The organism is Oricola sp., assembly GCF_022763245.1.
Taxonomy (GTDB): Bacteria; Pseudomonadota; Alphaproteobacteria; order Rhizobiales; family Rhizobiaceae; genus Oricola.
Genome location: NZ_JALEGV010000019.1, coordinates 13,028 through 35,028, shown reverse-complemented (window position 1 = coordinate 35,028; position 22,001 = coordinate 13,028). Strand labels below are relative to the sequence as shown.

The following is a 22,001-nucleotide window of genomic DNA, read 5'->3' as shown; positions in this document are numbered from 1 at the left end:
CGCCCCATCCTCGCGTCAGGGATGGCCGCCCGGATGGGGGAAGACCGCTTGCGGGCTTCAGCTTTACCAACAGCCCGGCCCGCAGGGCGGCGCCCAAGATCTTCGTGCGAGGGATCAAAACCGAAGGGGCCGAAACCCTGCGAAGCCAGAGTTCGGTGCACGAGAGCGCGGTCCGACGGTGCTGGACGCGCCCATAGGCGATGGAAGAAGCAATGCGCAAAATCCTAGTCAGCCCAGCTCTATCGCGCTCACCTATATGATCGAGCTAAACCACAAAGCCTGCTTAGAAAATGCTCAAACGTACGAACAAGGGGAACGATATCAACCGGGAAGCCACAGAACCAGATCAGGCACAGCCAGCAGAAGCGCCAGGATCAGAAGCTCGAAGACAATGAAAGGCATGATCCCGAGGAAGCCCTGCCGCAGTTCGGTCCGAGTGGCAGATGCCGCGATATAGACGTTCAGGCCCATCGGCGGCGTCACCAGTCCGATCTCGGCGGTCTTCACCATCACCACGCCAAACCAAATCTCGTCATAGCCAAGCCCGGTCATCAGCGCATGCGTCACCGGCGCGGTCAGGATGATGATAGCCATCTGGTCCATCACCATTCCGAGGAGGAGGTACATCCCCACGACCATCAGCATCACGGCATAAGGCGGCAGACCGCTTTCGCCGATCCAGCCGAGCAGCGTGTCGGCGATCCGGCTGAAGGACACAAAATAGCCGAAGAGATGCGCGCCGAAGATGATGGTCACGATCATCGCTGTCGTTCGCAGTGTATTGCCAACCCCCTCGAAAAAGGCGCCGCGCGTCATGCGGCCGGTCGCGCTGCTGACCAACAACGCCCCGAGCGCGCCAATTGCCGCCACCTCTGTCGGGGTGGCCACGCCCCCGTAAAGCGACCCGAGAACGATCAGTATCAGCAGGGCTATCGGCCAGACCGGCGCGGATTGCGGAAGAAGGTCCAGGCTTGCGTCGCCTGCGGAAGGGCCGAGATCCGGCCGGAACCGCATGGCGAGAGAGATCGTCGCCATATAGCCCGCCGCCGTCAGGATGCCGGGAATAATCCCCGCGATGAAAAGCTTGCCGATAGACGCATCGGTCATCAGGCCATAGACCACGAAGGCGATGGAGGGCGGGATCATGATCGCGAGTGTGCCGGAAATCGCCACCACGCCTACCGCGAAGCCGGGCCGATAGCCCGCAGCCTTCATCGACGGAAAGGCGGCGCGTGCGATGCTGGCCGACGAAGCCGTACTGGACCCCGAAGCCGAGGCCAGGACGGCGCCGGCCAGCACACACGCCATGGCCAGACCGCCGCGCACCCGCCGCGTCAGCCGCGCGCAGGCCACCATAAGATCCTGCGCCACGCCGCCCGCCGAGAGCAGCTCGGCCATGAGCACGAACATCGGGATGGTGAGGATCACATAGTTGCTGGCGGTGGAGTGGACGACTTTGGTCATCAGCGCCGCAATCGTCGTGGGCGAGGTGACGAGCAAAAGGCTGCCTATCCCGGCCAGGCCCAGAGCATAGCCCACGGGGATGCCCAGCACGATCAGCGCCACAAGCAGCATGCATCCTATCGCGAAGGTCATGTGTGGCCGCTCCCATCGGATATCAAAGGCCCGAGCGCGCTGAGGATCAGGCGGATGGACAACAGCCCGCAACCCAGCGGCACCCAGATCCATGACAGCGAAACCGGCCAGTCAATGACACCCAGCACGACCTCCCCCTTGACCCAGGCCGAGTGGAATTTCCCCCAGGAGTAAAAGGTCAACGCCCCGAGATAACCCGCGGAAGCCGCCAGTCCCAGGCGGATCAGGCCGGCGCCAAGCGGTGGCGGCAGAAGGCGCGGCAGGGTCTCGATGCGAATATATCCGCCCGTCCTGAACCCCCAGGGCAGCGCCATCAGGATCAGCCCGACGAGCAAGTAGTTTTCGGTCAGGGCGAACTGGAAGGTCAGGGGACGGGCGAACAGATATCGCATTGCCGCATCGGCGCTGACGATGACCATGGCTGCAAGCAGGAATGCTCCCGCGACGATGGCAGCCATGGTCTCGAGGAACGACAGCGTCCGGTCGGCAATGCGGTACATCGCGTTCATCCGCTCCCGGGACCCCTGATTACCGGCCCAGCGTCATCCGGTATGCGTCATAGGCCTCGCGCGCAGGCAGCCCGCGTTCCGAGAGGCGGGCAATATAGCTGTCCGCGACCTCGCCCAGCTTGGCGTCCATCGCCTCGAGCGTCTCGTCCGAGAAGGCGTAGATCTCAATACCCTTCGCAGCGAACTCTTCCTGCAGCGACGTGTTGGCCTCGTCCAGATAGGCCGCAAGCGATGTCTCGATCTCCTTGCCGCAAGCGGTCACCGCCTCCTGGTTTTCGGAGGAAAGACCGTCCCATATGCCCTTGTTCATCGCAAACACTGTGGCGAATGTCCCGAATCGCCCGTTCGAGCTGATCGCGTTCACCAACTCGTCCAGCTTGTAGGGTTTCACACTCGACAAGGCCGAGAGCGTCGCATCCACGGTCTTGCGCTCCATCGCGACATACATGTCCGCGCTGGGAATTTCCGAGGGCGAGGCGCCGACGGATTGGAGGGTGAAATTCATCGCGCCGCCGCCCGAACGAATGACCTTGCCCTTGAACGCATCGAGCGTGTCGATGGGTCCGACCGCCGAAACGATCTGGTAGACCGGCAGCATGATGTTGAAGACCGGGTGGATCCCGTTGCCATCCATCTCGTCGGCCAGGGGACCGCTCTCCAGAGCGGCTCGGTAGGACGCCGCCATTTCCTCAACGCTGCCGCCCATATCGGGCAGCATGGTTACGCCGTTGAGCGGCAGCCGCGCGCTTTCATAGCCGATGGCGATCGCGGATACACCGGCAAGGCCATTGTTCAGCGCGTCGAGCGATTCCTTGATTGACGCGATCTGGCCGGACGGGAAAACCTCGAAGGTGAGATCTCCGTCCGATTTCTCCTCGACGCAGGACGTCCAGGGGTCGATCCCCCGGGCCGCGATGACATGGCTGGGTGAATAGCCATGAGACAGTACCATTGAGCCGGCCGAGGCCGGCGACGCCAACACAACCGTGGCGACCGCGCAAGCGGGCAGGATACGACAACCGAGTGCCATGTTTTGTCTCCGAATTCGATTTGGGGAAACGCGCCGGCCTCACCGCCGGCGCGACAGGGTCTACTCGGTCTTGCCGATGACGACGGGTTCGCCATCCTTGATCTCGCCGATATAGTTCACCGACATGATCTGGGCGTCGACGCCATAGCGGTCCTTGCCGCCCAGGGTCAGATCGTCGCCCTGCACCGATTTCACCGGCATTATGCCGGCAACGGCCGCGCGAGCCGCTTCAGGATCAGCGACATTTCCACCTGCCTTGATGGCGTCGAAAAGCACGTTGGCGGCATCATAGAACGACACGATGATCTCGTTCGGATCATGGCCTTCCGTCGCCTTGTATTTCTCGCGGAGCGTGTTGAAGCCTTCATTGGCCGGATCGGCATAGAGCATGTTGATGATGCCCTCGGACGCCTCCTTGCCGGCCGCCGCAACGATATCGTGCGGCCCGGCCCCGCCCATCTTGGTGAAGAGACCTTCATAACCCAGCTCGCGCGCCTGGCGCACGATCAGGCCTGCCGTCGCCGGGGGCGTGCCGCCGATTTCGACGATCTGGGGGTTCATCGACTTGATCTTGGTCAGCATCGGCGTGAAATCGGTCTGGCCCCGCTCGAAGAGCTCCTCGCCCACCACGTCGAAACCGTTCTTTTCGAATTCCGCCTTGAACAGCTTGGTCTGGTCCCAGCCGGTTTCGTCATTCGGATTGACGACCACGACCTTCCGTTCTTCCAGATTGTCCTTCATCCAGGAGACAAAGGACGGCACATAGTCGGCAGGCGGCGAATAGAGCCGGATCATGTGGCGGCTGTTCGCATCCAGCGCCTGGATCGTGTAGGAGGCGGTCAGCGCCAGAACGTCGTCGTCCTCGATATTCTGCTTGAGCGCCATCGTCGCGGCCGAAGTGACCAGAACCACGTATTTGGCGCCGTCCTGGTTCACCAGCCGGTTATAGGCGGCCACCGCATCGGCGGCGGCGTATTTGTCGTCGTAGGAAATCACCTCGACGTCATAAGTGGTGCCGCCGACCTCGAGCCCGCCCTTTTCATTGACCTCGTTCGCCGCGATCTCGACGCCGACCTTCGCGGCCATGCCCCAGGGCGCGCCGCCGCCTGTCAGCGGCGCGACGACGCCCACTTTCAACGTATCGGCATGTGCCGTCGACGCAAGCGCCAGACCGGCCAGCACCGCAAGTTTGCCTAGAAGTTTCATGCTTTCCTCCCTTTGAGTTAGACGGCCGTCTCAGCCGCCGAGGTAAATCTCGCGGACCCGCGGGTCCGCCATGATATCCGCGCTGCTGCCGGACATCGCCATGCGCCCGGTTTCCAGCACATAGGCCCGATCCGACACCTTGAGCGCCTGCGCCGCGTTCTGTTCGACGAGAATCACGGTGGTTCCCTCATCGCGGATCCGGCGGACGGTCTGCAGCACCTCGTGGATCAGCCGCGGCGCAAGGCCCAGGGTCGGCTCGTCCAGGAGCAGAAGTCGGGGATTGCCCATCATCGCCCGGGCGATCGCCACCATCTGCTGCTCGCCGCCCGACAGGCTCGACGCCTGCTGATGCTCACGCTCGCTGATCCGGGGAAACAGGCGATGAACGGTGTCGAGCCGCTGACGGACGATCTCGGAATCACGGACGAGATAGGCCCCCATGCGGACATTTTCGGCCACCGACATCTCGGGGAACAGCCGGCGTCCTTCGGGGCACAGGATGATACCTTGCCGCACGATGGACTGCGTCGGCGTGTTGGCGATCTCCGCACCGCCAAAGCGGATGCTGCCGGACTCTTTGCCTACCAGGCCCATGATCGTGCGGAACATGGTGGATTTTCCGGCGCCGTTTGCGCCGAGAACGCAGGTCACCTCGCCCTCGGGGGCCTGGATCGACACATCGTCCAGGGCCAGGGTGGTGCCGTAGCGCACCGTCAGGCCGGAGATCTTAAGCAAGCTCATGATCCCTCCCCAGATAGGCGTCGATCACATCGGGGTCGTTGCGGATTTCCTCGGGCGTGCCGATGGCGACCTGGCGGCCATAGCTGATAACCTTGACCCGATCACACAGGCCCATCACCATCTTCATGTCGTGCTCGACCAGAAGGATGCCGATGCCGTATTCATCTCGGATACCGCGGATCAGGTCGGTCACCTCGATCTTCTCCGAGGAGTTCAGCCCCGCGGCGGGTTCGTCCATCAGCAGCAGATGCGGCGCCTGCACCAGCGCCATTCCGATGCCCAGGATCTTCTGAAACCCGTAGGCCAGACTGCTGGCCTCCGCATCGGCCATCCGGTCAAGCCCGATCCGTTCGAGCACGCGGTCCACACTATGGCCCGCCGCCCGGTGGCCGAAGCTGCGCAGCCAGGCCATCGGCGAATAGGCCGACAGAAAGGACTGGGCCCGCTCCAGCGTTTCCCGGACGGTGGTTTCGGGGAAAACCGTCGTGGACTGGAAGGTCCGGCCGATCCCGAGCCGGCCGATCTGGTCGGGGCGCAGCCCGGAAATGTCCCGCCCGTCTAGCGAAACCGCCCCGGCCGATGGTTTGTAAACTCCCGAGATCGTATTGAACAACGTCGTCTTGCCGGCGCCGTTCGGACCGATAATCCCGAGTATCTCGCCCGGTTCCAGGGTGAAGGAAATGTCTTCGAGCGCCTTCAGACCGCCGAAGCTCCGGCCAAGACCGCGTATTTCCAGCGTTCCCGTCATTTCTGCCTCGACCGTTTCATGGATCTCCCCACAAGGCCCGTTCCGGCCGATTTGCGGAACAAAAACCCGGTGATCCCGCTCGGGAAGAAGGCAAGAAATCCGATCAGCAGCAGCCCGTAGACAAGAAGCTGGTACTGCTGGGCATCGCGGAGGACTTCGGGCAGCGGCACCAGCAACACGGCGCCGATCAATGGCCCGAGCGGCGAGGCGACGCCGCCGATCACATTGATCACCAGGATGTTCACCGAGATTGCGAAAGTGAAGGCCGCCGGCGAAATGAACCCGATGAAATGCGCGTAGCAGGCGCCGGAAATCCCGGCCAGCAAGCCGGACAGGCCAAAGACCCCGACCCGCCAGGCCAGCACGTTCACGCCGAGCGAACGCGACAAATCCTCGTTCTGTTCGATGGATTGCATCACCGCCCCGGCCCGGGACCGGTAGAGGGCCGCCGCGCCAGCGAGAGACAGCGCCAGCAGGGCGAGCGCAAAGGGATAGAAGTTCTCGGGCCGCGCCAGACGCATACCGAAAAGCTCGAAACGGGGGATGCCGAACAGGCCGCTATTGCCGCCGGTGACTCCCGTCATATCCTGCAGGATCAGGTTGACGATCTGGCCGAGCGAAAAGGTCAGCAGCACGAAATAGACACCGCGAATCCGCAGCAGCAAAGGGCCCAGCACCAGAGCGAGGAACCCTGACCCGATGCCCGCGATCGGCACCGAGAGCGCCGGCGGCAGGCCCCAGCCTATCGACATCAGCGACGAGCCATATGCGCCGGTGGCCATGAACACGACCTGAGCAAGCGAAAGCTGGCCAACCCTGAGCATCATGTTCAGGCTGAGCGCCAGGATCGCCATGAGGCAGACCATCACCGCGATATGCGCCATATAGCGATCGCCGATCCAGATCGGCACCGCGGCGAGGACGGCCAGAACCGCCAGCGCGACGACACGGACGTTCATGTCACTTTCCCGAAAAGGCCGCTCGGACGCACGAGCACGATGACAAGGACGATGGCGAAGGACGCGATCAGCGCGGCGGTATTGTTGAAAGTCGAGGCAAATCCCGATTCCACCAGCCCGATGATAAGCCCCCCGGCGACGGCGCCGGGGATGCTGCCGAGTCCGCCCAGTACCACGACCACAAAGGCCTTGAGCATCGGCATCTCGCCCATATAGGGCGCGACCGAATAGATCGGCGCCATCAACCCTCCGGCGACAGCGGCGAGCCCCGCTGCAATGGCGAAGGCCAGCGCCGAAACATGCGAGACCCCGACGCCCATCAGCGCCGCGATCTCGGCATCCTGCGCAACCGTCTGCATGGCCAGCCCCATGCGGGTGCGCTTGAGAAACAGATAGAAGGCGACGATGATAACCAGGGCGCAGCCCCCGACGAACAGCCGGTCGAACGGCACCACCACCCCGCCCAGCTGCATTGCGCCCGATATCGGCCGTTCGACCGCCTGCCAGGCCGGCCCCAGCACGATCAGCGCGATGGCCTGCAGCGAAATGGCAACCCCGAGCGACATGATCATGCCGTTCAGCTCGGTTTTGACGAAGCGGCGGAACAACCCGATCTCGATCAGCGCCCCGAGTCCGGCCGTCAGCACCGCCGCCAGCGCAACGGCGAGGAAATAGTTCACCCCGTTCATGCCATAGAGCACGAGAACGACGCTGGCGCCGACCATGTACAGCTCCCCATGGGCGAAGTTCACGACACGCATGATCCCGAAAATCAGCGTGAAGCCCAGCGCCATCAGCACATAGACCATTCCGGACAAGACCCCGTTCACCACGATCTGCGCGATGAAGTCACTCATCGCGCACCCGACGCGGACAGGCCGATGGAATCTTGCACATGGGTTCCCCCCCCCAATACCTAAAAATCGAGGCGATCCTGCACGTCCCCTCACGATCTGTCAAATCATTTAGCTGATTTACAGGAAATGCCCGATTTGCTACCAGTTAAAACAGATCCGAAAACGCGCCCTGCGACGCGTCGCAAAAGCACGAGCGCTCTAACGGGAAAGGGGAGGAAATGCAGAATTATCCAAATGTTTTCAAAGAGATAAACATCGGGTCCCTGACCCTGCCAAATCGCATCTGCTTTGCGGCATCCAGTTCCGAGCTCGCCGACACGCAGGGCTTCGCCAGCGAGGCGATGGCGGAATACTACGCCACCCGAGCGCGTGGCGAAGTCGGTCTGATCGTCGTCGAGGCGACCTATGTCGAGATGGAGGGCCGGCGTCTTCCCCATAATGCGATGTTGCATGAGGACCGCTACATAGAAGGGCTGGCTCGGGTCGCCGAGGCGATCCATGACGCCGGCGGACGGGTGGCGTTGCAGCTCAATCACGGCGGGCGCGAGGCGGTTTCCGAGGTTTCGGGCTCGGTCCCCCTTGCCCCCTCTCCGATCGCATCGCCCTTTACCGGCGGCGGCCTGACCCGCCCCCCGCGTGAACTAACCACAAGCGAGATCGCGCGCATCGTCCGACGGTTCGGAGACGCGGCGGAACGGGCACGACGCGCCGGGTTCGACGCGGTCGAGATACATGGTTCGCATGGCTATCTGGTCGCCCAGTTTCTCTCGCCGGAGGCCAACCAACGGCAGGACGAGTATGGCCGCGATCAGCAGGGACGGGCCCGGTTCGCCTGCGAGATCATCGCCGAGATCAAACGCCGCTGCGGCCGCGATTTTCCGGTGATCCTGCGCATGAACAGCACCGATCACTATCCGGGCGGCACCGAAGTCCCGCTGGCTTGCATCACCGCGGCATGCGCCGAAAGCGCCGGCGCCGATGCGCTGAGCGTGTCTGCGGGCATTCACGCCTCGCGCCCCTACATGATCGTTCCCGGCATGATGATCCCGAACGGCTGGAACCGTGGGGGAGCCGCGGAGATCGCGCGCCATGTCTCGATTCCGGTGATGGCGACGGGACGCATTACCTCACCCGAACTGGCCGAAGACATTATCGCAAAGGGCGAGGCGGACATGGTCTGCATCAGCCGGGCGCTCATCGCCGACCCCGAATTTGCCAGAAAGGCGCGCGAGGGCCGGGCGCCCGAGATCACGCCCTGCATCGCCTGCAACGAATGCGTCGCCAGCATCCATCGCCACGAGGGGCTGGCCTGCACTGTCAATCCCGTTGTCACCAAAGAGCTGGAACTGGCGCCGTTGTTGAACGCGCGACCCGTCCCCCGCAATGTCGTGGTGATCGGCGCCGGCGCCGGCGGGCTGGCCGCCGCGGTGAACGCGGCGCGGCGCGGCCATGCGGTGACGCTGTTTGAACGCGCCGGAGCCATTGGCGGACAACTGGATCTGGCGCACAAGCCGCCCCTGCGCGAGCCGATCGCCGATCTGCTGGCCTTTTACCGGCGCGAGGTCGATCGCCTGGGCATCGTGACCCGGACCGCCACCGACCCCACCCGCGAGGACATCGCGGCCCTTGGCCCCGACAGTCTCGTCATCGCCATCGGCGCTCGCAGCCGCGCCCCGGACATCCCCGGCATCGAACGCGCGCGACTGCGCACGGGGTGGAAGCTTCTGGCCGGGATGGAAGCCGCGTCGGGGACCTGCGCCGTTCTGGGCGGCGGGCTCGTCGGGGTCGAGACCGCCGACTATCTCGCGCATCTCGGGCACAAGGTGGTTCTGATCGCCCGCAGCGGCATTCTGAAAAAGGCGGTGCATGTGGATGCGGTCCACTATCGCGATACGCTGAGCGCGGAGGGGATCGAGGTGTTCGAGCATACCGCCGTCGAGGAAATCGGGCCTGACTGGATCCGGATCGCGCCGAAGGACAAGCTGCCCCGGGTTCTGACGGGTATCGATACGGTCGTATCCTGCATCGGATACGAGAACCGGATGGAGGATGCGGAACGCTGGCAGGGCCTTGCCCCGGAAATTCATCATGTCGGCGACGTGAAAGGCTCGGCCAAGTTCTTTGACGCCATTCGCGAGGGTACGATGACCGCGCTCGAGATTGCATGAGGAGAGATCACATGGACCGCAGGATATTCGACACCCTGCCGGAATGCGGCGCGGCGCCCGGGCTTTGGGAGATCTATGCGCTGCGCTACGCCCGCATGCCGGAGCGGCGCATACACGAAAACTTCCTGCGCCGCGACATGCATGACGGGCCGATGCCGCTCGATTTCTTCGTCTGGATCGCCCGCAGCCGGGACCGGACCGTGCTGATCGATACCGGCTACGGGCATCGGGCCGGCGCCGAGCGCGGCCGGCCCGTCGATATCGAGCCGGCCGAGGCGCTCGCACGCATCGGCTTGCCGCCGGAGAGGATCGAGCATGTCATCCTGACCCATCTGCACTACGACCATGCGGGCAGTCTCGACCAATTTCCGAATGCCCGCATTCATCTTCAGGATGCCGAGATCGCCTATGCCACGGGACGGTCCATGTGCCACCACATCGCGCGGTTTCCCTATGATGTCGAAGACGTGGTGCATTTCGTCCGCCGCGTCTATGGCGAGCAGGTCGATTTCCACGAAGGCGACGCCACCCTCTTCCCCGGCCTGAGCCTGCATCTTCTCCCCGGCCACGCCAAGGGGCTTCAGGGGGTTCTGGTCGAGACCGCCCGCGGCCCGGTTCTGATCGCATCGGATGCCGCGCATACCTATGCCAACCTGACCGAAAACCACCCCTTCTCGCTGACCATCGACGTGGACGCGACGCTGAACACCTACCGCCGAATCCGGGAGCTTGCGCGGGACGTTGATCACGTCATTCCCGGCCACGATGCGCTTGTCCGCGCCTACTATCCCGCAATCACCGTCGCCGGGATCGAATTGCAGGTGCTGCACGTCAGCCCGAAGACGCCCTGATCTTCTCAAGAAGCTGCTCGCGCCGCTCCAGCCACCAGCCATATTGTTCCGGCCAATCGGCATAGCAGGGGCCGGACAGCGCCGCCCTTGCGTGATGCGGCCAGTTGGGATTCCAGAGCGTCTCGCGCCCGATGGCGACAAGGTCGGTCCGACCGTCCCGTATGGCCGCATCGGCAAGCTCTGCTTCGGTGATCAGCCCGACCGCCATCGTCTTCATGCCCGAGCCCGCGCGAACCCGCGCGGTATCCGGCAACTGGAACCCGAGGGCGGTTGCCTTGCCCGATGTCGAGGCGCTGTGCCCGCCGATACCGCCGGAGGAGCAGTCGATGACGTCTACGCCGTTGCGCCCCAGCAATCCGGCCAGTTCGACCGTCTCGCCGAAGGGGCGAGCGGGTTCGGCGGCGTCATGCATCGAGATGCGGGCGAAAAGCGGCATATCGTCGGGGATCGCGGCGCGCACATCGGCAGCCACCTCGGCGGCAAATCTGTGCCGGGCGGCGAAGTCGCCATTATAGGCGTCGTCCCGTGTGTTGGTGGCGGGCGACATGAAGCTGTGCAGCAGAAACCCGTGCGCCGCATGGATCTCGACAAGGTCGGCCCCGGCCCGCACCGCGCGCTCCGCGGCCGCGGCAAAGGCCCGGCGCATCGCTCCGATCCCCTCCGGCGTCAAGGCCTCGGGCGTGAGATACCCCTCGCCGAAGGGGATCGCGCTGGCCGAGGCGATGGGCCAGGGCAACTCGCCGCGCGCGGCGTCCGCCTCGCCCATCGGACCGTTGCCATGCCAGGGCCTCTGGCGGGCGGCCTTGCGCCCGCTATGCACGAGTTGCACCCCGACGGCCGCGCCCTGGACCTTGCAGGCGGCGATCACGCGCGCCAGCGGCGCGATCTGATCGTCGCTCCACAAACCGAGATCGCCATGGGTGATCCGCCCCTCGGGCACCACCGCGGTCGCTTCGATCATGACCAGTCCCGCGCCGCCCAGCGCAAAGCGGGTGTAATGCGCCAGATGGAAATCGGTCGCGACGGAGTCCGGCGCCGAATACATGCACATCGGCGAAATGGCGATCCGGTTGCGCAGCACCAGTCCGCGCAAACGCAGCGGCTTGAACAGCGGTGGATTTGCAGCGGCCGCGACCGCTCCCTCATTGGAGGTCTGCCCCATGGCTCTCGCCCTTCCTGTCTGTTTCCTGAGAGGTGACCGGCCCCTAGTTGAGCACAAAGAACCGTTCTTCGGTCATATCCAGCGTCGAGAATTTCGGGCCCTCGCGGCCGATGCCGCTGTCCTTGACGCCGCCATAGGGCATCTGGTCGGACCGCCAGCGCGAAGTGCCGTTGACGATGACGCCGCCGGTGCGGATCCCCTTGATCGCCGCCAGAGCGAGCGGAAGGGACTGCGTGAATATCCCGGCCTGAAGCCCGTAGCGCGAGGCGGTGATGTCGCGGAAGATCTGCTCGACATCATCATAGGGAATGACCGACATGGCCGGGCCGAAGATCTCTTCGCAGGCGACGTCCATCTCCTGCGTCACCTTGTGCAGAACGGCGGGCTGGATCTGCGCGCCGGTCCGGCTCCCCCCGGCCAGGAGTTCGGCGCCCGCCGAAACGGCCCGATCCAGCATCGCTTCGACCCGCAGAGCGGCCTCTTCGTCGATCAGCGTTCCGATCTCGGTGGCGGGGTTCATCGGATCGCCGACGCGAAGCGTTTCGATTTCGGCCAGAAGCCGCGCGACGAATGCGTCGTGGATCGACCGGTGGACGAACACGTTCTGCACGGAGATGCAGCTTTGCCCGGCCAGCATGAAGGCATTGCGTGCGCAGGCCGGCGCCGCGACCTCGATATCCGCATCCGAATGCACGATGGTCGGCCCGACCCCGCCAAGCTCCAACGCCACGCGCTTCATGCCCGCATTCTGGCGAATGATCTTGCCCACACGGGTCGATCCGGTGAAGCTGATGAAATCGACGCGCGGATCAGACACCATGACCGGGCCGACCGCGTCGCCGTAAAGCGCGCTGAGAGCGCCCCCGGGCAGCCCGCCGGCATCCAGGAAGCATTCGACCGCCTTCGAGACGCAAAGCGGCGCCTTCGGCGAACATTTGAGAACCGTCGCATTCCCCGCCGCGATTGACGGCCCCAGCTTGTGCATCACAAGGTTTACCGGCGCGTTGAACGGCGTGATCGCACTGACGACGCCCACGGGAAAACGCAGTGTCATCGCGATCTTGCCCGCTCCGATGGCGCTGGCCTCCATCGGGATATGCGCGCCCTCGATGCGAATCGCCTCTTCCGCGCAAAGCCGAAGCGTGTCGGCGGAGCGGGCCGTTTCGACCCGCGCATCGCGCAACGCCTTTCCGGTCTCCTGCGTCATGGCGACGGCGATATCCTCGGTCCGCTCGGTCACGAGGTCGGCGACGCGGCGCAGATAGGCCGCCCTTTCCCGCGCCGGCATTGCCGCCATGGCAGCGCGCGCGGCATCGGCCTTTTCTATTGCGCGGCGGGCGTCGTCCTCGGACGACACAGGCATGCTCGCCACTTCAGCACCGTCATAAGGGTTGAGAACCGGAACGAACTCCCGCCCCTCCTCCCGCTGGCCGCCGATCAACGGGTGTATGACTTTCGTGCAGCCTTGCTCGACGCGCGACATCTTGATCTCCTAAGTCTTGTCGAAATGCGTAATATCATCTAAATGAAATAGCTGCAACCGCAGTACGACCTGTCGTGGCGCGCCTAAACACCGGAGGAATTCGCTATATGAAGATCACAGCCGCGGTCATGTACGAGCAGGGCCTGCCCAAGCCATTCGAACAAAGCCAGCCGTTCCGGATTGAGGAAGTCGACCTCGACAGCCCGGGCCCCGGCGAGGTCCTCGTCGAGATCCGCGCCGCCGGGCTGTGCCACTCCGACCTCAGCCAGGTGAAAGGCCTGCGCAAACGGCAATTGCCCGTGGTCGGCGGCCACGAAGCCGCCGGGATAGTACGCGAGACCGGGGCGGGCGTCACTCATCTGAGCGAGGGCGACCATGTGGTGATGACCGTGGTTTCGGGCTGCGGGGTCTGCGCTCATTGCCGGCGCGACCGTCCCGCGCTTTGCCAGTCCGTGACGGCCCCGCGCACAAAAGGCTTGCTGGCCAACGGCCAGCGCCGGCTGAGCCGCAACGGCGCACCGATCTATCACTATTCCGGCATTTCCGGCTTTGCCGAATATGCGGTGACGATGCCCGGATCGCTGGTGAAGATCGATCCGCAGATCCCGCTGGACGTGGCCGCGCTTTTCGGCTGCGCCGTGGTCACCGGCGCAGGGTCGGTCTTCAACACGGCGCAGGTCCCGAGCGGTGCGAGCGTCGCCATCATCGGTCTGGGCGGCATCGGACTGAACGGGCTTATGGCCGCGCGGGTCGCCGGAGCGAAGACGATCATCGGCATCGACATGCGCGACGACAAGTTCCCCATCGCGCGCGAACTCGGCGCAACGGACACGCTGCGCGCCGACGACCCGGAACTGGTCGAGAAGGTCCGCGTGCTGACCGGGGACGGTGTGGATTTCGCCTTCGAAATGTCCGGCGCGCCCGCCGCAATGAAATCCGCGCCGGATCTCATCCGCCCCGGTGGCGACGTGATCTGCGTCGGCCTCGGAGCCTCCGACGCAAGGTACGACTTCGTGCACGCCACGCTCGTATCGCAGGAACGCAATATTCGCGGCTCGTTCATGGGCAGCTGCGTTCCCGAACGGGATATCCCCCACTACATGAAACTTTTCACCGAAGGGCAGATGCCTGTCGACCGGCTGCGCAGTTCTGCAATCGGCTTCGACCAGTTGAACGCCAGCCTGGACCGGCTCGACAGCGGCGACGTGATCCGTCAGGTGCTGCTGCCGCACGGAACGCTGTGAGCGGCGCAATCCAAAGACAACCACCCACGTACCGCGCCGGACCGACGAACGAGAAAGGACCGAAATCGAAATGACCGAGGCCGAGATGCAAGCGACCGACCGCTATCCGCTTTCCGGCGTGACCGTACTGGATCTGTCGCACGTCTATAACGGGCCTTACGCCACGTTGCTGATGGCGCTGTCCGGAGCGCGCGTCATCAAGATCGAGCCGCATACAGGCGAGCATCTGCGCAGCCGCGGCGACATGGGGGGCGCGGACCTGCCCTTTGCCATGCTGAACTCCAACAAGCAGCCGATCACGCTGGACCTGAAATCCGAGCGGGGCAAGGAACTGTTCCGCGCCATGGTCGCCAAGGCCGACATCCTGATCGAAAACTTCGCTCCGGGCGTGATGGCGCGGCTCGGCCTCGGCGCCGAAACCTTGCGGGAAATCAATCCCCGGCTCGTCTACGGCTCCAGTTCCGGCTATGGCAGCGACGGGCCTTACAAGGACTTTCCCGCCATGGACCTCGTCGTACAGGCGATGTCCGGCGTCATCAATTCGACCGGCTTTCCGGACGGCCCGCCGGTGAAATCCGGCGCAGCCCTGTGCGATTTCTTCGCCGGCATCCATCTCTATGCCGCCGTCATGACGGCGCTCTACGAGCGTGAAAAAACCGGCAAGGGACGCATCGTCGAAGTTTCGATGCAAGACGCCACCTATTGTTCGCTCGCGTCGAATTACGGGATGCAGCACGCAAGGGGCGACGACGCGCCCGAACGCACCGGCAACCGCCACGGCGGCCTCGGCGTGTCGCCCTACAACGCCTATGAAACCAGCGACGGCTATGCCGTCATCAACTCCCCCGGCGATCACCATTTCCGCGCCATCCTCGATGTCATCGGACGCCCGGACCTCAAGGACGATCCGCGGCTCTCCACGCGCACGGCGCGGGTGCAGAACGTCACCCTGGTGGACGATCTGCTGACCGAATGGACCCGGCGGCACACGAAACAACAAGTGGCCGACGCCATGCTCGCCGCCAAGGTGCCTTCCGCCCCTGTCCGCAACCTCAAGGAAGTCATGAACGATCCCAACATGCTGGCGCGCGGCAGCCTGCAAAAGGTCTCCCATCCCGGCCTGGGCGACGTGACCCTCCCGCATACACCGTTCAGCTTCAAGGGTCTCGAACGACTTCCGCTCGAGCCGAGCCGCCCGCTTGGCGATGCCAACCGTGAAGTCGTCACCGGTTTTCTCGGCCTGTCGGACGAGGAATATGAGACCCTCAGGCAGGATCGCGTCCTCTAGCAAAAACGATCGGCTCGGCTTGCCACAACCTTATCTTAATCATATAGATCAATTTAAGCGTTAAGGCACCTTGCGCCGAGAACCGAAGGACTGTCGCCCGAGATGACCAAGCCCAGCTCCGAATTCGACTTTGCCTCCGTCCTGCAGCCCGGCGATCATGTCGTCTGGCCCCAGGGCACCGGCGAGCCGACGGGGCTGACCGCCGCTCTTGTCGAGGCGACTCCGGACCTTCCCGCCTATGTCGCGGTTCTGGGGATGGCCACGACGCGCACACCCAAGGCGCTGGTCGAAAGCGGCGCCCGGTTCCTGTGCCTCAACGGCGCGGCCGGCACGCGGAGCGCGGCCGCCCATTCCGGCAACCGGATCATGCCCGCCCATGTCTCGACGGTCCCCGGCCTGATCCGGTCGCGGCGTCTGCCGGTCGATGTCGTTCTGCTGCGGGTCCGACCGACCGAGGAGCCCGGCATGTTCTCGGCCGGCGTGGTTGCCGATTTCGTGCAGGAAATGGTCGACGCCGCCCGCGTCGTCATCGCGGAAATCGACGATCGCCTGCCCCTCACCGGGGACGATGCGCTGATCGCCCGCGATCGCATCCACCACCTGACCCTGGCCGACGGACCGGAACCCCTGCTTCCCGACGCGCCTGCGGGCGCGACGGATATCGAGGTCGCCCGGCGGGTGGCCGAAATCGTTCCCGACCGCGCGACCATCCAGCTTGGCATCGGCGGGCTGCCCACCGCGGTCTGCGCGGCGCTGGCGGGCCACAAGCACCTGGGCATCCATTCGGGCGTCATTCCCGATTGCGCCGTCGATCTGCTGGAAAACGGCGCCGTCACCAACCTCCACAAGGGACTGGACGAAGGGCGTATGGTGACCGGGGGGCTCTTCGGCGACCGGCGCCTGTTCGATTTCTCGGACGGCAACAACGCCGTATCCCTGCGTGGCGCCGCCTATACCCATGCCGCGCAAACGATGGCACGGCTCAAGAAGTTCTACACGATCAACTCGGCGATCGAGATCGACCTGACCGGGCAGGTCAATTCGGAACTCGCCGGCGGCAAATATATCGGCGCAGTCGGCGGCCAGGTGGATTTCGTGCGCGGAGGACGACTGTCCGAGGGCGGCCGTTCGATCATCGCGCTTGCTTCGACGACAGCGGACGGCAAGACCTCGAAGATCGTGGCCGGCCTCGAAAACCGGCCCGTCACCACAGCAAGGTCCGATATCGACATCGTGGTGACCGAATTCGGTTCCGCCGAGCTTTGGGGACTGGACTTCCCGGCGCGCGCCCGCGCGCTGGTGGCGATCGCCCATCCCGATTTTCGAGAATCCCTGGACCGGTCGTTGCAGGCCGCCGCCGCACATGCAGGATGAGGAGACAAGACATTGGCGGATCACCTGATCGAGCACTGGCCTGAGGAGGACATCTGCTGTCTGCGCCTGAACAGGCCGGAGAAATACAATGCGCTGAGCAGCGCCCTGACCGACGATCTGCATGCGGCCATGGCCGGGATCAACGAACGCGGCGCGCGGGTTCTCCTGCTGACGGCAAACGGCAAGGGGTTTTGCGCCGGGGCCGATCTGTCCGAGCGCAAGACCATGTCGGACGATCGGAAATTCGCCCATAATCGCGCTATTTCCGGCCTTGCAGACGACATCGCCGCCTTGCCTTTTCCGACGATCGCCGGGTTGAACGGGCTCGCGCTTGGCGGCGGTTGCGAGATCGCGCTGGCCTGCGATCTGCGTTTCATGGTCGCGAACGCGAAAATCGGCCTCACCGAGGCGCGCATCGGCGCCATTCCCGGCGCCGGCGGCACCCAGCGCCTGCCGCGCCTGATAGGAACCGCGCGGGCGCTGGAGATGATGTATTCGGGCGAGCCGATCGACGCCGGCCAGGCCGAGACCTGGGGCCTGGTCAACCGGACCTTTCCGGATGCCGCCGCGATGGAAGCCGCGATGCTCGGATTTGCGCGGCTGGTGTCGCAGCGCTCCCGCCGCGGCATGCAACTGCTCAAATCCGTGGTCTATGCCGGTCTCGACCTGCCCATCGCCGAGGGGCTCGACGGCGAACGGATCGCCATCTCCGAGATCCTGCGCTCGCGCGACTATCGCGAAGGCGTTTGCGCCTTTGCAGAACGCAGGAGCCCGGTTTTCGACTAGCCGCATCCTGGCCCCCTCCATCATGTCAAAGGTAATACGAATGAAGCTCGAACTGAACGACGATCAAAAGGCGATTCTGGATACAGTGCGCCAACTGGCGCAGACGAAATTCCGGCAACGCGTCAGCAAATGGCAGGACGGCACCTTTCCCTATGAAAACCTCAAGGAACTGGGCGAAATCGGCGTCCTGGGCATGGCGGTCCCCGAAGAGCATGGCGGGCTGGGCCTGCCGGTTCTGGACTGCGTGCTGGTGCTCGAAGAGGTGGCCAAGGTCTGCTATGTGACGGCGATGGCCGCGATGAGCGCGATGGGCGCCCAGAACCGCATCATCGCCAATTTCGCGCCCGAGGAGCTGAGGCGGAAATTCCTTCCCGGCGTCATCACCGGCGAGACGATCCTGGCGATCTGCATGACCGAACCCCATGCCGGCACGGATGTCGCGAACTACAAGACCAACACCGTCGTTCACGACGACCGGGTCGTACTGAACGGTACGAAGACGCTGATCAGCCGGGCCGACGAGGCCCATTGCTTCATCGTCTTCACCCGCGTCGACAACAAGCCGGGGCGTGAAGGCATCGGCTGCGTTCTGGTCGAACCGGGCACGCCCGGATTCGAGGTGACGGCCCGCTACCACACGATGGGAGGCGAGAACCTGGCCGAGATCCAGTTCCGCGACATGGAACTGCCGCTGGAGAACCTGATCATCCGGGAGGACGGCTTCAAGAAGCTGTTGACCGCATTCAACACGCAACGCTGCATGAACCCGTCCGTGTCACTGGGTCTGGCGGAAGGCGCCTTCGAAGAGGCCGTGAAATACGTTCGCCAGCGCGAGATTTTCGGCCGTCCGACCGGTTCCATGCAGGGAATGCGGTGGAAGATCGCCGACATGGCCCGCGAGATCGAGGTGGCCCGGTCGATCCTGTACCGCGCCGCCGCGACGGCCGATCCGTTTCCCGATCCCTATTTGGCCGCGATCGCCAAGATCCAGACGAACGAGATGGCGATCCGCGTCACCAGCGACGCGCTGCAGGTGCATGGCGGGTACGGCTTTACCGACGAATATCCGGTTTCGCATTTCTACCGCGGCGCGCGCTACGGCACGCTTGGCGGCGGGGCGACCGAGACGCTGAAGGACCTCGTCGGCAAACGCGTCTACGACGCCTTCCCCGAGGACGGCTTCCTCAGCTTCGGCATGATGTGATGGAGGACGCGGTGATCCGGTCGCTGCTCTTTGTCCCCGGCGACAAGGAAAAGCTAATCCACAAGGCCCTTGCCTCGGCAAGCGATGCGGTGATCGTCGATCTCGAAGATGCCGTGGGGCCGGAGTTCAAGCTGGCGGCGCGCGATGTGACGCTTGAAGCTTTGACAAGCGCGGGCCGGACCAAACCGGTCTTTGTGCGGCTCAATGCTTTCGACACCGGCATGACCGCCGGCGATCTGGCGGCGATCATGCCGGCGCGCCCGTTCGGCGTGATGTTGCCGAAATGCAGCGGCCCCGCCGATCTGGAGCGTTTGGCGCATTACCTCGACATGGCCGAAGCCATCAACGGCATCAGGCCCGGCGCTACCCGGATCGTCACGGTCGCGACGGAAACCGCAACCGCGACCCTGAATCTGGCCATACCCGCCGGCCATGGCGGATCGCGACTTTGGGGTCTGCTCTGGGGCGCCGAAGACCTTGCCGCCGATCTCGGGCTCGGCTCGAACCGGGACGAGCAGGGTCGATATACAGACCCTTGCCGCCATGCGCGCACGCAATGCCTCTATGCGGCCAACGCCGCCAAGGCGGTGGCCATCGACGCCGTCTATGTCGACTTCAAGGATCCCGAGGGGCTCGAACGCGAATGCCGCGAGGGGCTGCGCGACGGCTTTACCGCCAAGGCGGCGATCCATCCCTCGCAGGTCGAGATCATCAACCGGATCATGACCCCGACAGCGGATGAGTTGGAATGGGCCCGCCAGGTCTGCGGACTGCTCGCCGAAACCGGCGTCGCCCAGTTGAACGGCAAGATGATCGACATCGCCCACAAGCGCCTTGCCGAGCGCATCCTGAAACGCGCCGGCGCCGCAGTCGGCGCCGCCTGAAGCTACCGGTCGGAGGCCGAAGCAGATGACAGACATGGCCGAATCCGATGGCTGGGTTCCGATGCCCGACGACACCTATGTCGGCGCGCTTGGCGCCTTGTTCAAACGGCCCGGCGACGAGGGCACGGAGATCGGCCTGAGCACGACCGAGCGCCACTGCAACCTCAGCGGCAATGTGCATGGCGGGGTTCTCATGACGCTCTTCGACCGCTGCGCGGGCCTGCTTGCCCATGCGGCGATGCCGGGAAGCCCGATCGCGACGGCGTCCATGACGGTGAACTTCACCCGGTCCGTGAAGCCGGGCGCATTCATCCGGATTTCGGGCAGGCTGCGCAAGGCAGGCCACACCGCGGTCTTTGCCGATTGCGACGCCTGGGTCGGGGACCGGCTGGTCGGCACGGCGAGCGGACTTTTGATGCGTGTCCAGGACGGCGCGCACCGCCGCAGCTTCATCGGAGAAGCCTGATGGACACCCAATCCTCGATCGACGCCGCAAACCCGGATTTCTCCGAGGTCTTCTCCACCTTCTCCAGCGCGCTGACGGTCGCAGACATTCCGGGCGCCGTGCTGGATGTGGTGCGCGACGACATTTTCGATACGCTTGCCTGTGCCGCCGCGGGGATTTCAGCCGACGGCGTCGGGCCGTTGATCGAGCTGGTGTCCCGCTGGGGGGGCCGCCCCGAGGCGACGATCTGGTGCACCGGGCAGCAGGTGCCTGCGCATCACGCGGCCTGGGTCAACGGGATGATGGCCCATGCCCGCGATTTTGACGACACGCACGATGCCGCCGTGCTGCACGCCGGCGTTTCGGTCGTACCGGCCGCCATCGCCGCGGCCGAGCGCGAAACCTCGGCCAGCGGAGCTGATCTGCTTGCCGGCATCACCGCCGGGCTCGAGCTGATCTGCCGCCTCGGGGTCGCCACCAAGATCGGCATCATCGACAGCGGCTATATGTATACCTCGCTCTTCGGCCATTTCGCCGCCACCGCGGCGGCGGCGCGGGTGATGCGGATGGATGCAGCCGAAACCGTGAATGCCCTCGGCATCGCCTACAGTCAGGCGGCGGGCACCCATCAGGTCACCCGCGACGCGGCGCTGACCAAGCGAATGCAACCCGGTTTCGCCGCCAAGACGGCGCTGATCTCGACAGCGCTCTGCCGGGCCGGCATCAGCGGCGCGCAAAAGACCTTCGAAGGTCTGGACGGGCTGTTCAACTCGTATTTCCGCGGCGACTACGCCCCCGAAATCCTGCGCCAGGAGCTTGGGCAGCGGTTTCGACTCGCCGATCTCAGCTTCAAGCCCTACCCCTGTTGCCGCTTCAATCACACCGCGATCGAAGCCGGTCTCCTGCTGCGCGAGAAGCTGGCCTCCTTGGGCGATCCGCAGATCACCGGCATCGTCGCAAGCGTCAACCACCAATCCCATGAGGCCGTGGGGACGCCCATCGAGATGCGGCAGAACCCGCGCAACATCGTGCAGGCGCAGTTCAGTATTCCCTATACCGTGGCATGCGCCCTGATCGATGGAGAGGTAAGCCTCCGGCACTTCAGCGAGAGCGGCATGGCGAACGAAGATGTCCGTAGCCTCGCTCGGCGCATCACGGTCGAGACCGATCCCGTGATCGAGCGGGCGTGGTCACGCGGAATTTCCCCGACACGCCTTGACGCCGAAACCGCCGCCGGGCGGATTTCTGTCCAGGTCGATCGACCATTGGGCGGTCCCGACCGTCCGATGAGCGACGCGGATTTCCTCGCCAAGTTCCGCGGTTGCCTGGATGTCAGCGGGCTGCGATGGCCCGACGGAACCCCCTCGGCTCTGCGCGGCGTCATTTCCGCCCTGCATGGCGGCGGCGATCCCGCCACGCTGATCCGCTGCATGTGTCCCGACAGTTCCCGGGCGCGATAGGCGGAC

20 protein-coding genes are annotated in these 22,001 nt (G+C 64.5%); 10 read left to right on the top strand and 10 right to left on the bottom strand.

The window, feature by feature from the left end:
• Nucleotides 1-321: 321 nt before the first annotated feature.
• The 8 genes from MRY80_RS10205 to MRY80_RS10170 all read right to left on the bottom strand — a co-directional run bounded on the left by MRY80_RS10205 (nucleotide 322) and on the right by MRY80_RS10170 (nucleotide 7,646).
• Entirely contained in the window at nucleotides 322-1,596 is a 1,275-nt protein-coding gene (locus MRY80_RS10205) for a TRAP transporter large permease subunit (RefSeq protein ID WP_293290659.1), read from the bottom strand.
• Nucleotides 1,593-2,096 carry a TRAP transporter small permease gene (locus MRY80_RS10200; protein ID WP_293290657.1) on the bottom strand — a complete coding sequence of 168 codons (504 nt, stop codon included), beginning with the start codon at nucleotides 2,094-2,096 and terminating at the stop codon, nucleotides 1,593-1,595. The genes MRY80_RS10205 and MRY80_RS10200 overlap by 4 nt, the downstream gene beginning before the upstream one ends.
• 28 nt (nucleotides 2,097-2,124) lie before the next feature.
• Nucleotides 2,125-3,057 (bottom strand): TRAP transporter substrate-binding protein DctP, encoded by a 933-nt coding sequence (gene dctP / locus MRY80_RS10195; protein ID WP_293290655.1) that lies wholly within the window; start codon nucleotides 3,055-3,057, stop codon nucleotides 2,125-2,127.
• Between the two features lie 138 nt (nucleotides 3,058-3,195).
• Entirely contained in the window at nucleotides 3,196-4,341 is a 1,146-nt protein-coding gene (locus MRY80_RS10190; protein WP_293290653.1) for an ABC transporter substrate-binding protein, read from the bottom strand.
• 30 nt (nucleotides 4,342-4,371) lie between these two features.
• Nucleotides 4,372-5,082, bottom strand: coding sequence for an ABC transporter ATP-binding protein (locus MRY80_RS10185; RefSeq protein ID WP_293290651.1), 711 nt, complete (start codon nucleotides 5,080-5,082; stop codon nucleotides 4,372-4,374).
• On the bottom strand, nucleotides 5,069-5,830 hold the full coding sequence (locus MRY80_RS10180) for an ABC transporter ATP-binding protein (protein ID WP_293290648.1): 762 nt from the start codon (nucleotides 5,828-5,830) through the stop codon (nucleotides 5,069-5,071). Before MRY80_RS10180 ends, MRY80_RS10185 begins: the two co-directional genes overlap by 14 nt.
• The gene (locus MRY80_RS10175) at nucleotides 5,827-6,714 is read right to left on the bottom strand and encodes a branched-chain amino acid ABC transporter permease (RefSeq protein WP_293290645.1); all 888 of its coding nucleotides are present in this window, start codon (nucleotides 6,712-6,714) and stop codon (nucleotides 5,827-5,829) included. The genes MRY80_RS10180 and MRY80_RS10175 overlap by 4 nt, the downstream gene beginning before the upstream one ends.
• 71 nt (nucleotides 6,715-6,785) lie before the next feature.
• The gene (locus MRY80_RS10170; RefSeq protein WP_293290643.1) at nucleotides 6,786-7,646 is read right to left on the bottom strand and encodes a branched-chain amino acid ABC transporter permease; all 861 of its coding nucleotides are present in this window, start codon (nucleotides 7,644-7,646) and stop codon (nucleotides 6,786-6,788) included.
• A 218-nt stretch (nucleotides 7,647-7,864) separates the two neighbouring features.
• On the opposite strand from MRY80_RS10170, the gene MRY80_RS10165 reads away from it, so the two are divergent.
• Nucleotides 7,865-9,814, top strand: coding sequence for an FAD-dependent oxidoreductase (locus tag MRY80_RS10165; protein ID WP_293290641.1), 1,950 nt, complete (start codon nucleotides 7,865-7,867; stop codon nucleotides 9,812-9,814).
• An 11-nt stretch (nucleotides 9,815-9,825) separates the two neighbouring features.
• On the top strand, nucleotides 9,826-10,665 hold the full coding sequence (locus MRY80_RS10160) for an N-acyl homoserine lactonase family protein (protein WP_293290639.1): 840 nt from the start codon (nucleotides 9,826-9,828) through the stop codon (nucleotides 10,663-10,665).
• Here MRY80_RS10160 and MRY80_RS10155 read toward each other — a convergent pair.
• Nucleotides 10,646-11,827 carry an NADH:flavin oxidoreductase/NADH oxidase gene (locus MRY80_RS10155; RefSeq protein WP_293290637.1) on the bottom strand — a complete coding sequence of 394 codons (1,182 nt, stop codon included), beginning with the start codon at nucleotides 11,825-11,827 and terminating at the stop codon, nucleotides 10,646-10,648. The two genes, MRY80_RS10160 and MRY80_RS10155, sit on opposite strands and share 20 nt — an antisense overlap.
• A 43-nt stretch (nucleotides 11,828-11,870) precedes the next feature.
• The gene (locus MRY80_RS10150) at nucleotides 11,871-13,310 is read right to left on the bottom strand and encodes an aldehyde dehydrogenase family protein (protein WP_293290635.1); all 1,440 of its coding nucleotides are present in this window, start codon (nucleotides 13,308-13,310) and stop codon (nucleotides 11,871-11,873) included.
• Between the two features lie 107 nt (nucleotides 13,311-13,417).
• Between MRY80_RS10150 and MRY80_RS10145 the strand changes: the two genes are divergently transcribed.
• The 8 genes from MRY80_RS10145 (at nucleotide 13,418) to MRY80_RS10110 (ending at nucleotide 21,995) form a co-directional block, all read left to right on the top strand.
• Entirely contained in the window at nucleotides 13,418-14,554 is a 1,137-nt protein-coding gene (locus MRY80_RS10145; protein WP_293290633.1) for a zinc-binding dehydrogenase, read from the top strand.
• 70 nt (nucleotides 14,555-14,624) lie between these two features.
• Nucleotides 14,625-15,842, top strand: a complete 1,218-nt coding sequence (locus MRY80_RS10140; RefSeq protein WP_293290631.1) for a CoA transferase — start codon at nucleotides 14,625-14,627, stop codon at nucleotides 15,840-15,842.
• A gap of 102 nt (nucleotides 15,843-15,944) precedes the next feature.
• Entirely contained in the window at nucleotides 15,945-17,216 is a 1,272-nt protein-coding gene (locus MRY80_RS10135; RefSeq protein WP_293290629.1) for an acetyl-CoA hydrolase/transferase C-terminal domain-containing protein, read from the top strand.
• 12 nt (nucleotides 17,217-17,228) lie between these two features.
• Nucleotides 17,229-18,002, top strand: coding sequence for an enoyl-CoA hydratase/isomerase family protein (locus tag MRY80_RS10130; RefSeq protein ID WP_293290627.1), 774 nt, complete (start codon nucleotides 17,229-17,231; stop codon nucleotides 18,000-18,002).
• A 40-nt stretch (nucleotides 18,003-18,042) separates the two neighbouring features.
• Entirely contained in the window at nucleotides 18,043-19,206 is a 1,164-nt protein-coding gene (locus tag MRY80_RS10125; protein WP_293290625.1) for an acyl-CoA dehydrogenase family protein, read from the top strand.
• Nucleotides 19,206-20,090: a CoA ester lyase gene (locus tag MRY80_RS10120; protein ID WP_293290623.1), complete on the top strand. Its 885-nt coding sequence runs from the start codon at nucleotides 19,206-19,208 to the stop codon at nucleotides 20,088-20,090. Before MRY80_RS10125 ends, MRY80_RS10120 begins: the two co-directional genes overlap by 1 nt.
• A gap of 34 nt (nucleotides 20,091-20,124) precedes the next feature.
• A complete protein-coding gene (locus MRY80_RS10115; protein ID WP_293290621.1) occupies nucleotides 20,125-20,556 on the top strand; it encodes a PaaI family thioesterase in 432 nt (143 codons plus the stop codon).
• Nucleotides 20,454-21,995, top strand: a complete 1,542-nt coding sequence (locus MRY80_RS10110; protein WP_293290619.1) for an MmgE/PrpD family protein — start codon at nucleotides 20,454-20,456, stop codon at nucleotides 21,993-21,995. Before MRY80_RS10115 ends, MRY80_RS10110 begins: the two co-directional genes overlap by 103 nt.
• The last annotated feature ends 6 nt before the right edge of the window (nucleotides 21,996-22,001 follow it).

Excerpts from the sequence above, each read along its gene's own strand:
- MRY80_RS10180 (WP_293290648.1), bottom strand. The coding sequence starts at position 5,830 with ATGACGGGAACGCTGGAAATACGCGGTCTTGGCCGGAGCTTCGGCGGT.
- MRY80_RS10120 (WP_293290623.1), top strand. The coding sequence starts at position 19,206 with ATGGAGGACGCGGTGATCCGGTCGCTGCTCTTTGTCCCCGGCGACAAG.
- MRY80_RS10155 (WP_293290637.1), bottom strand. The coding sequence starts at position 11,827 with ATGGGGCAGACCTCCAATGAGGGAGCGGTCGCGGCCGCTGCAAATCCA.
- MRY80_RS10150 (WP_293290635.1), bottom strand. The coding sequence starts at position 13,310 with ATGTCGCGCGTCGAGCAAGGCTGCACGAAAGTCATACACCCGTTGATC.
- dctP (WP_293290655.1), bottom strand. The coding sequence starts at position 3,057 with ATGGTACTGTCTCATGGCTATTCACCCAGCCATGTCATCGCGGCCCGG.
- MRY80_RS10145 (WP_293290633.1), top strand. The coding sequence starts at position 13,418 with ATGAAGATCACAGCCGCGGTCATGTACGAGCAGGGCCTGCCCAAGCCA.
- MRY80_RS10175 (WP_293290645.1), bottom strand. The coding sequence starts at position 6,714 with ATGGCGCATATCGCGGTGATGGTCTGCCTCATGGCGATCCTGGCGCTC.
- MRY80_RS10185 (WP_293290651.1), bottom strand. The coding sequence starts at position 5,082 with ATGAGCTTGCTTAAGATCTCCGGCCTGACGGTGCGCTACGGCACCACC.
- MRY80_RS10170 (WP_293290643.1), bottom strand. The coding sequence starts at position 7,646 with ATGAGTGACTTCATCGCGCAGATCGTGGTGAACGGGGTCTTGTCCGGA.
- MRY80_RS10140 (WP_293290631.1), top strand. The coding sequence starts at position 14,625 with ATGACCGAGGCCGAGATGCAAGCGACCGACCGCTATCCGCTTTCCGGC.
- MRY80_RS10190 (WP_293290653.1), bottom strand. The coding sequence starts at position 4,341 with ATGAAACTTCTAGGCAAACTTGCGGTGCTGGCCGGTCTGGCGCTTGCG.
- MRY80_RS10160 (WP_293290639.1), top strand. The coding sequence starts at position 9,826 with ATGGACCGCAGGATATTCGACACCCTGCCGGAATGCGGCGCGGCGCCC.
- MRY80_RS10165 (WP_293290641.1), top strand. The coding sequence starts at position 7,865 with ATGCAGAATTATCCAAATGTTTTCAAAGAGATAAACATCGGGTCCCTG.
- MRY80_RS10115 (WP_293290621.1), top strand. The coding sequence starts at position 20,125 with ATGGCCGAATCCGATGGCTGGGTTCCGATGCCCGACGACACCTATGTC.
- MRY80_RS10135 (WP_293290629.1), top strand. The coding sequence starts at position 15,945 with ATGACCAAGCCCAGCTCCGAATTCGACTTTGCCTCCGTCCTGCAGCCC.
- MRY80_RS10205 (WP_293290659.1), bottom strand. The coding sequence starts at position 1,596 with ATGACCTTCGCGATAGGATGCATGCTGCTTGTGGCGCTGATCGTGCTG.
- MRY80_RS10200 (WP_293290657.1), bottom strand. The coding sequence starts at position 2,096 with ATGTACCGCATTGCCGACCGGACGCTGTCGTTCCTCGAGACCATGGCT.
- MRY80_RS10125 (WP_293290625.1), top strand. The coding sequence starts at position 18,043 with ATGAAGCTCGAACTGAACGACGATCAAAAGGCGATTCTGGATACAGTG.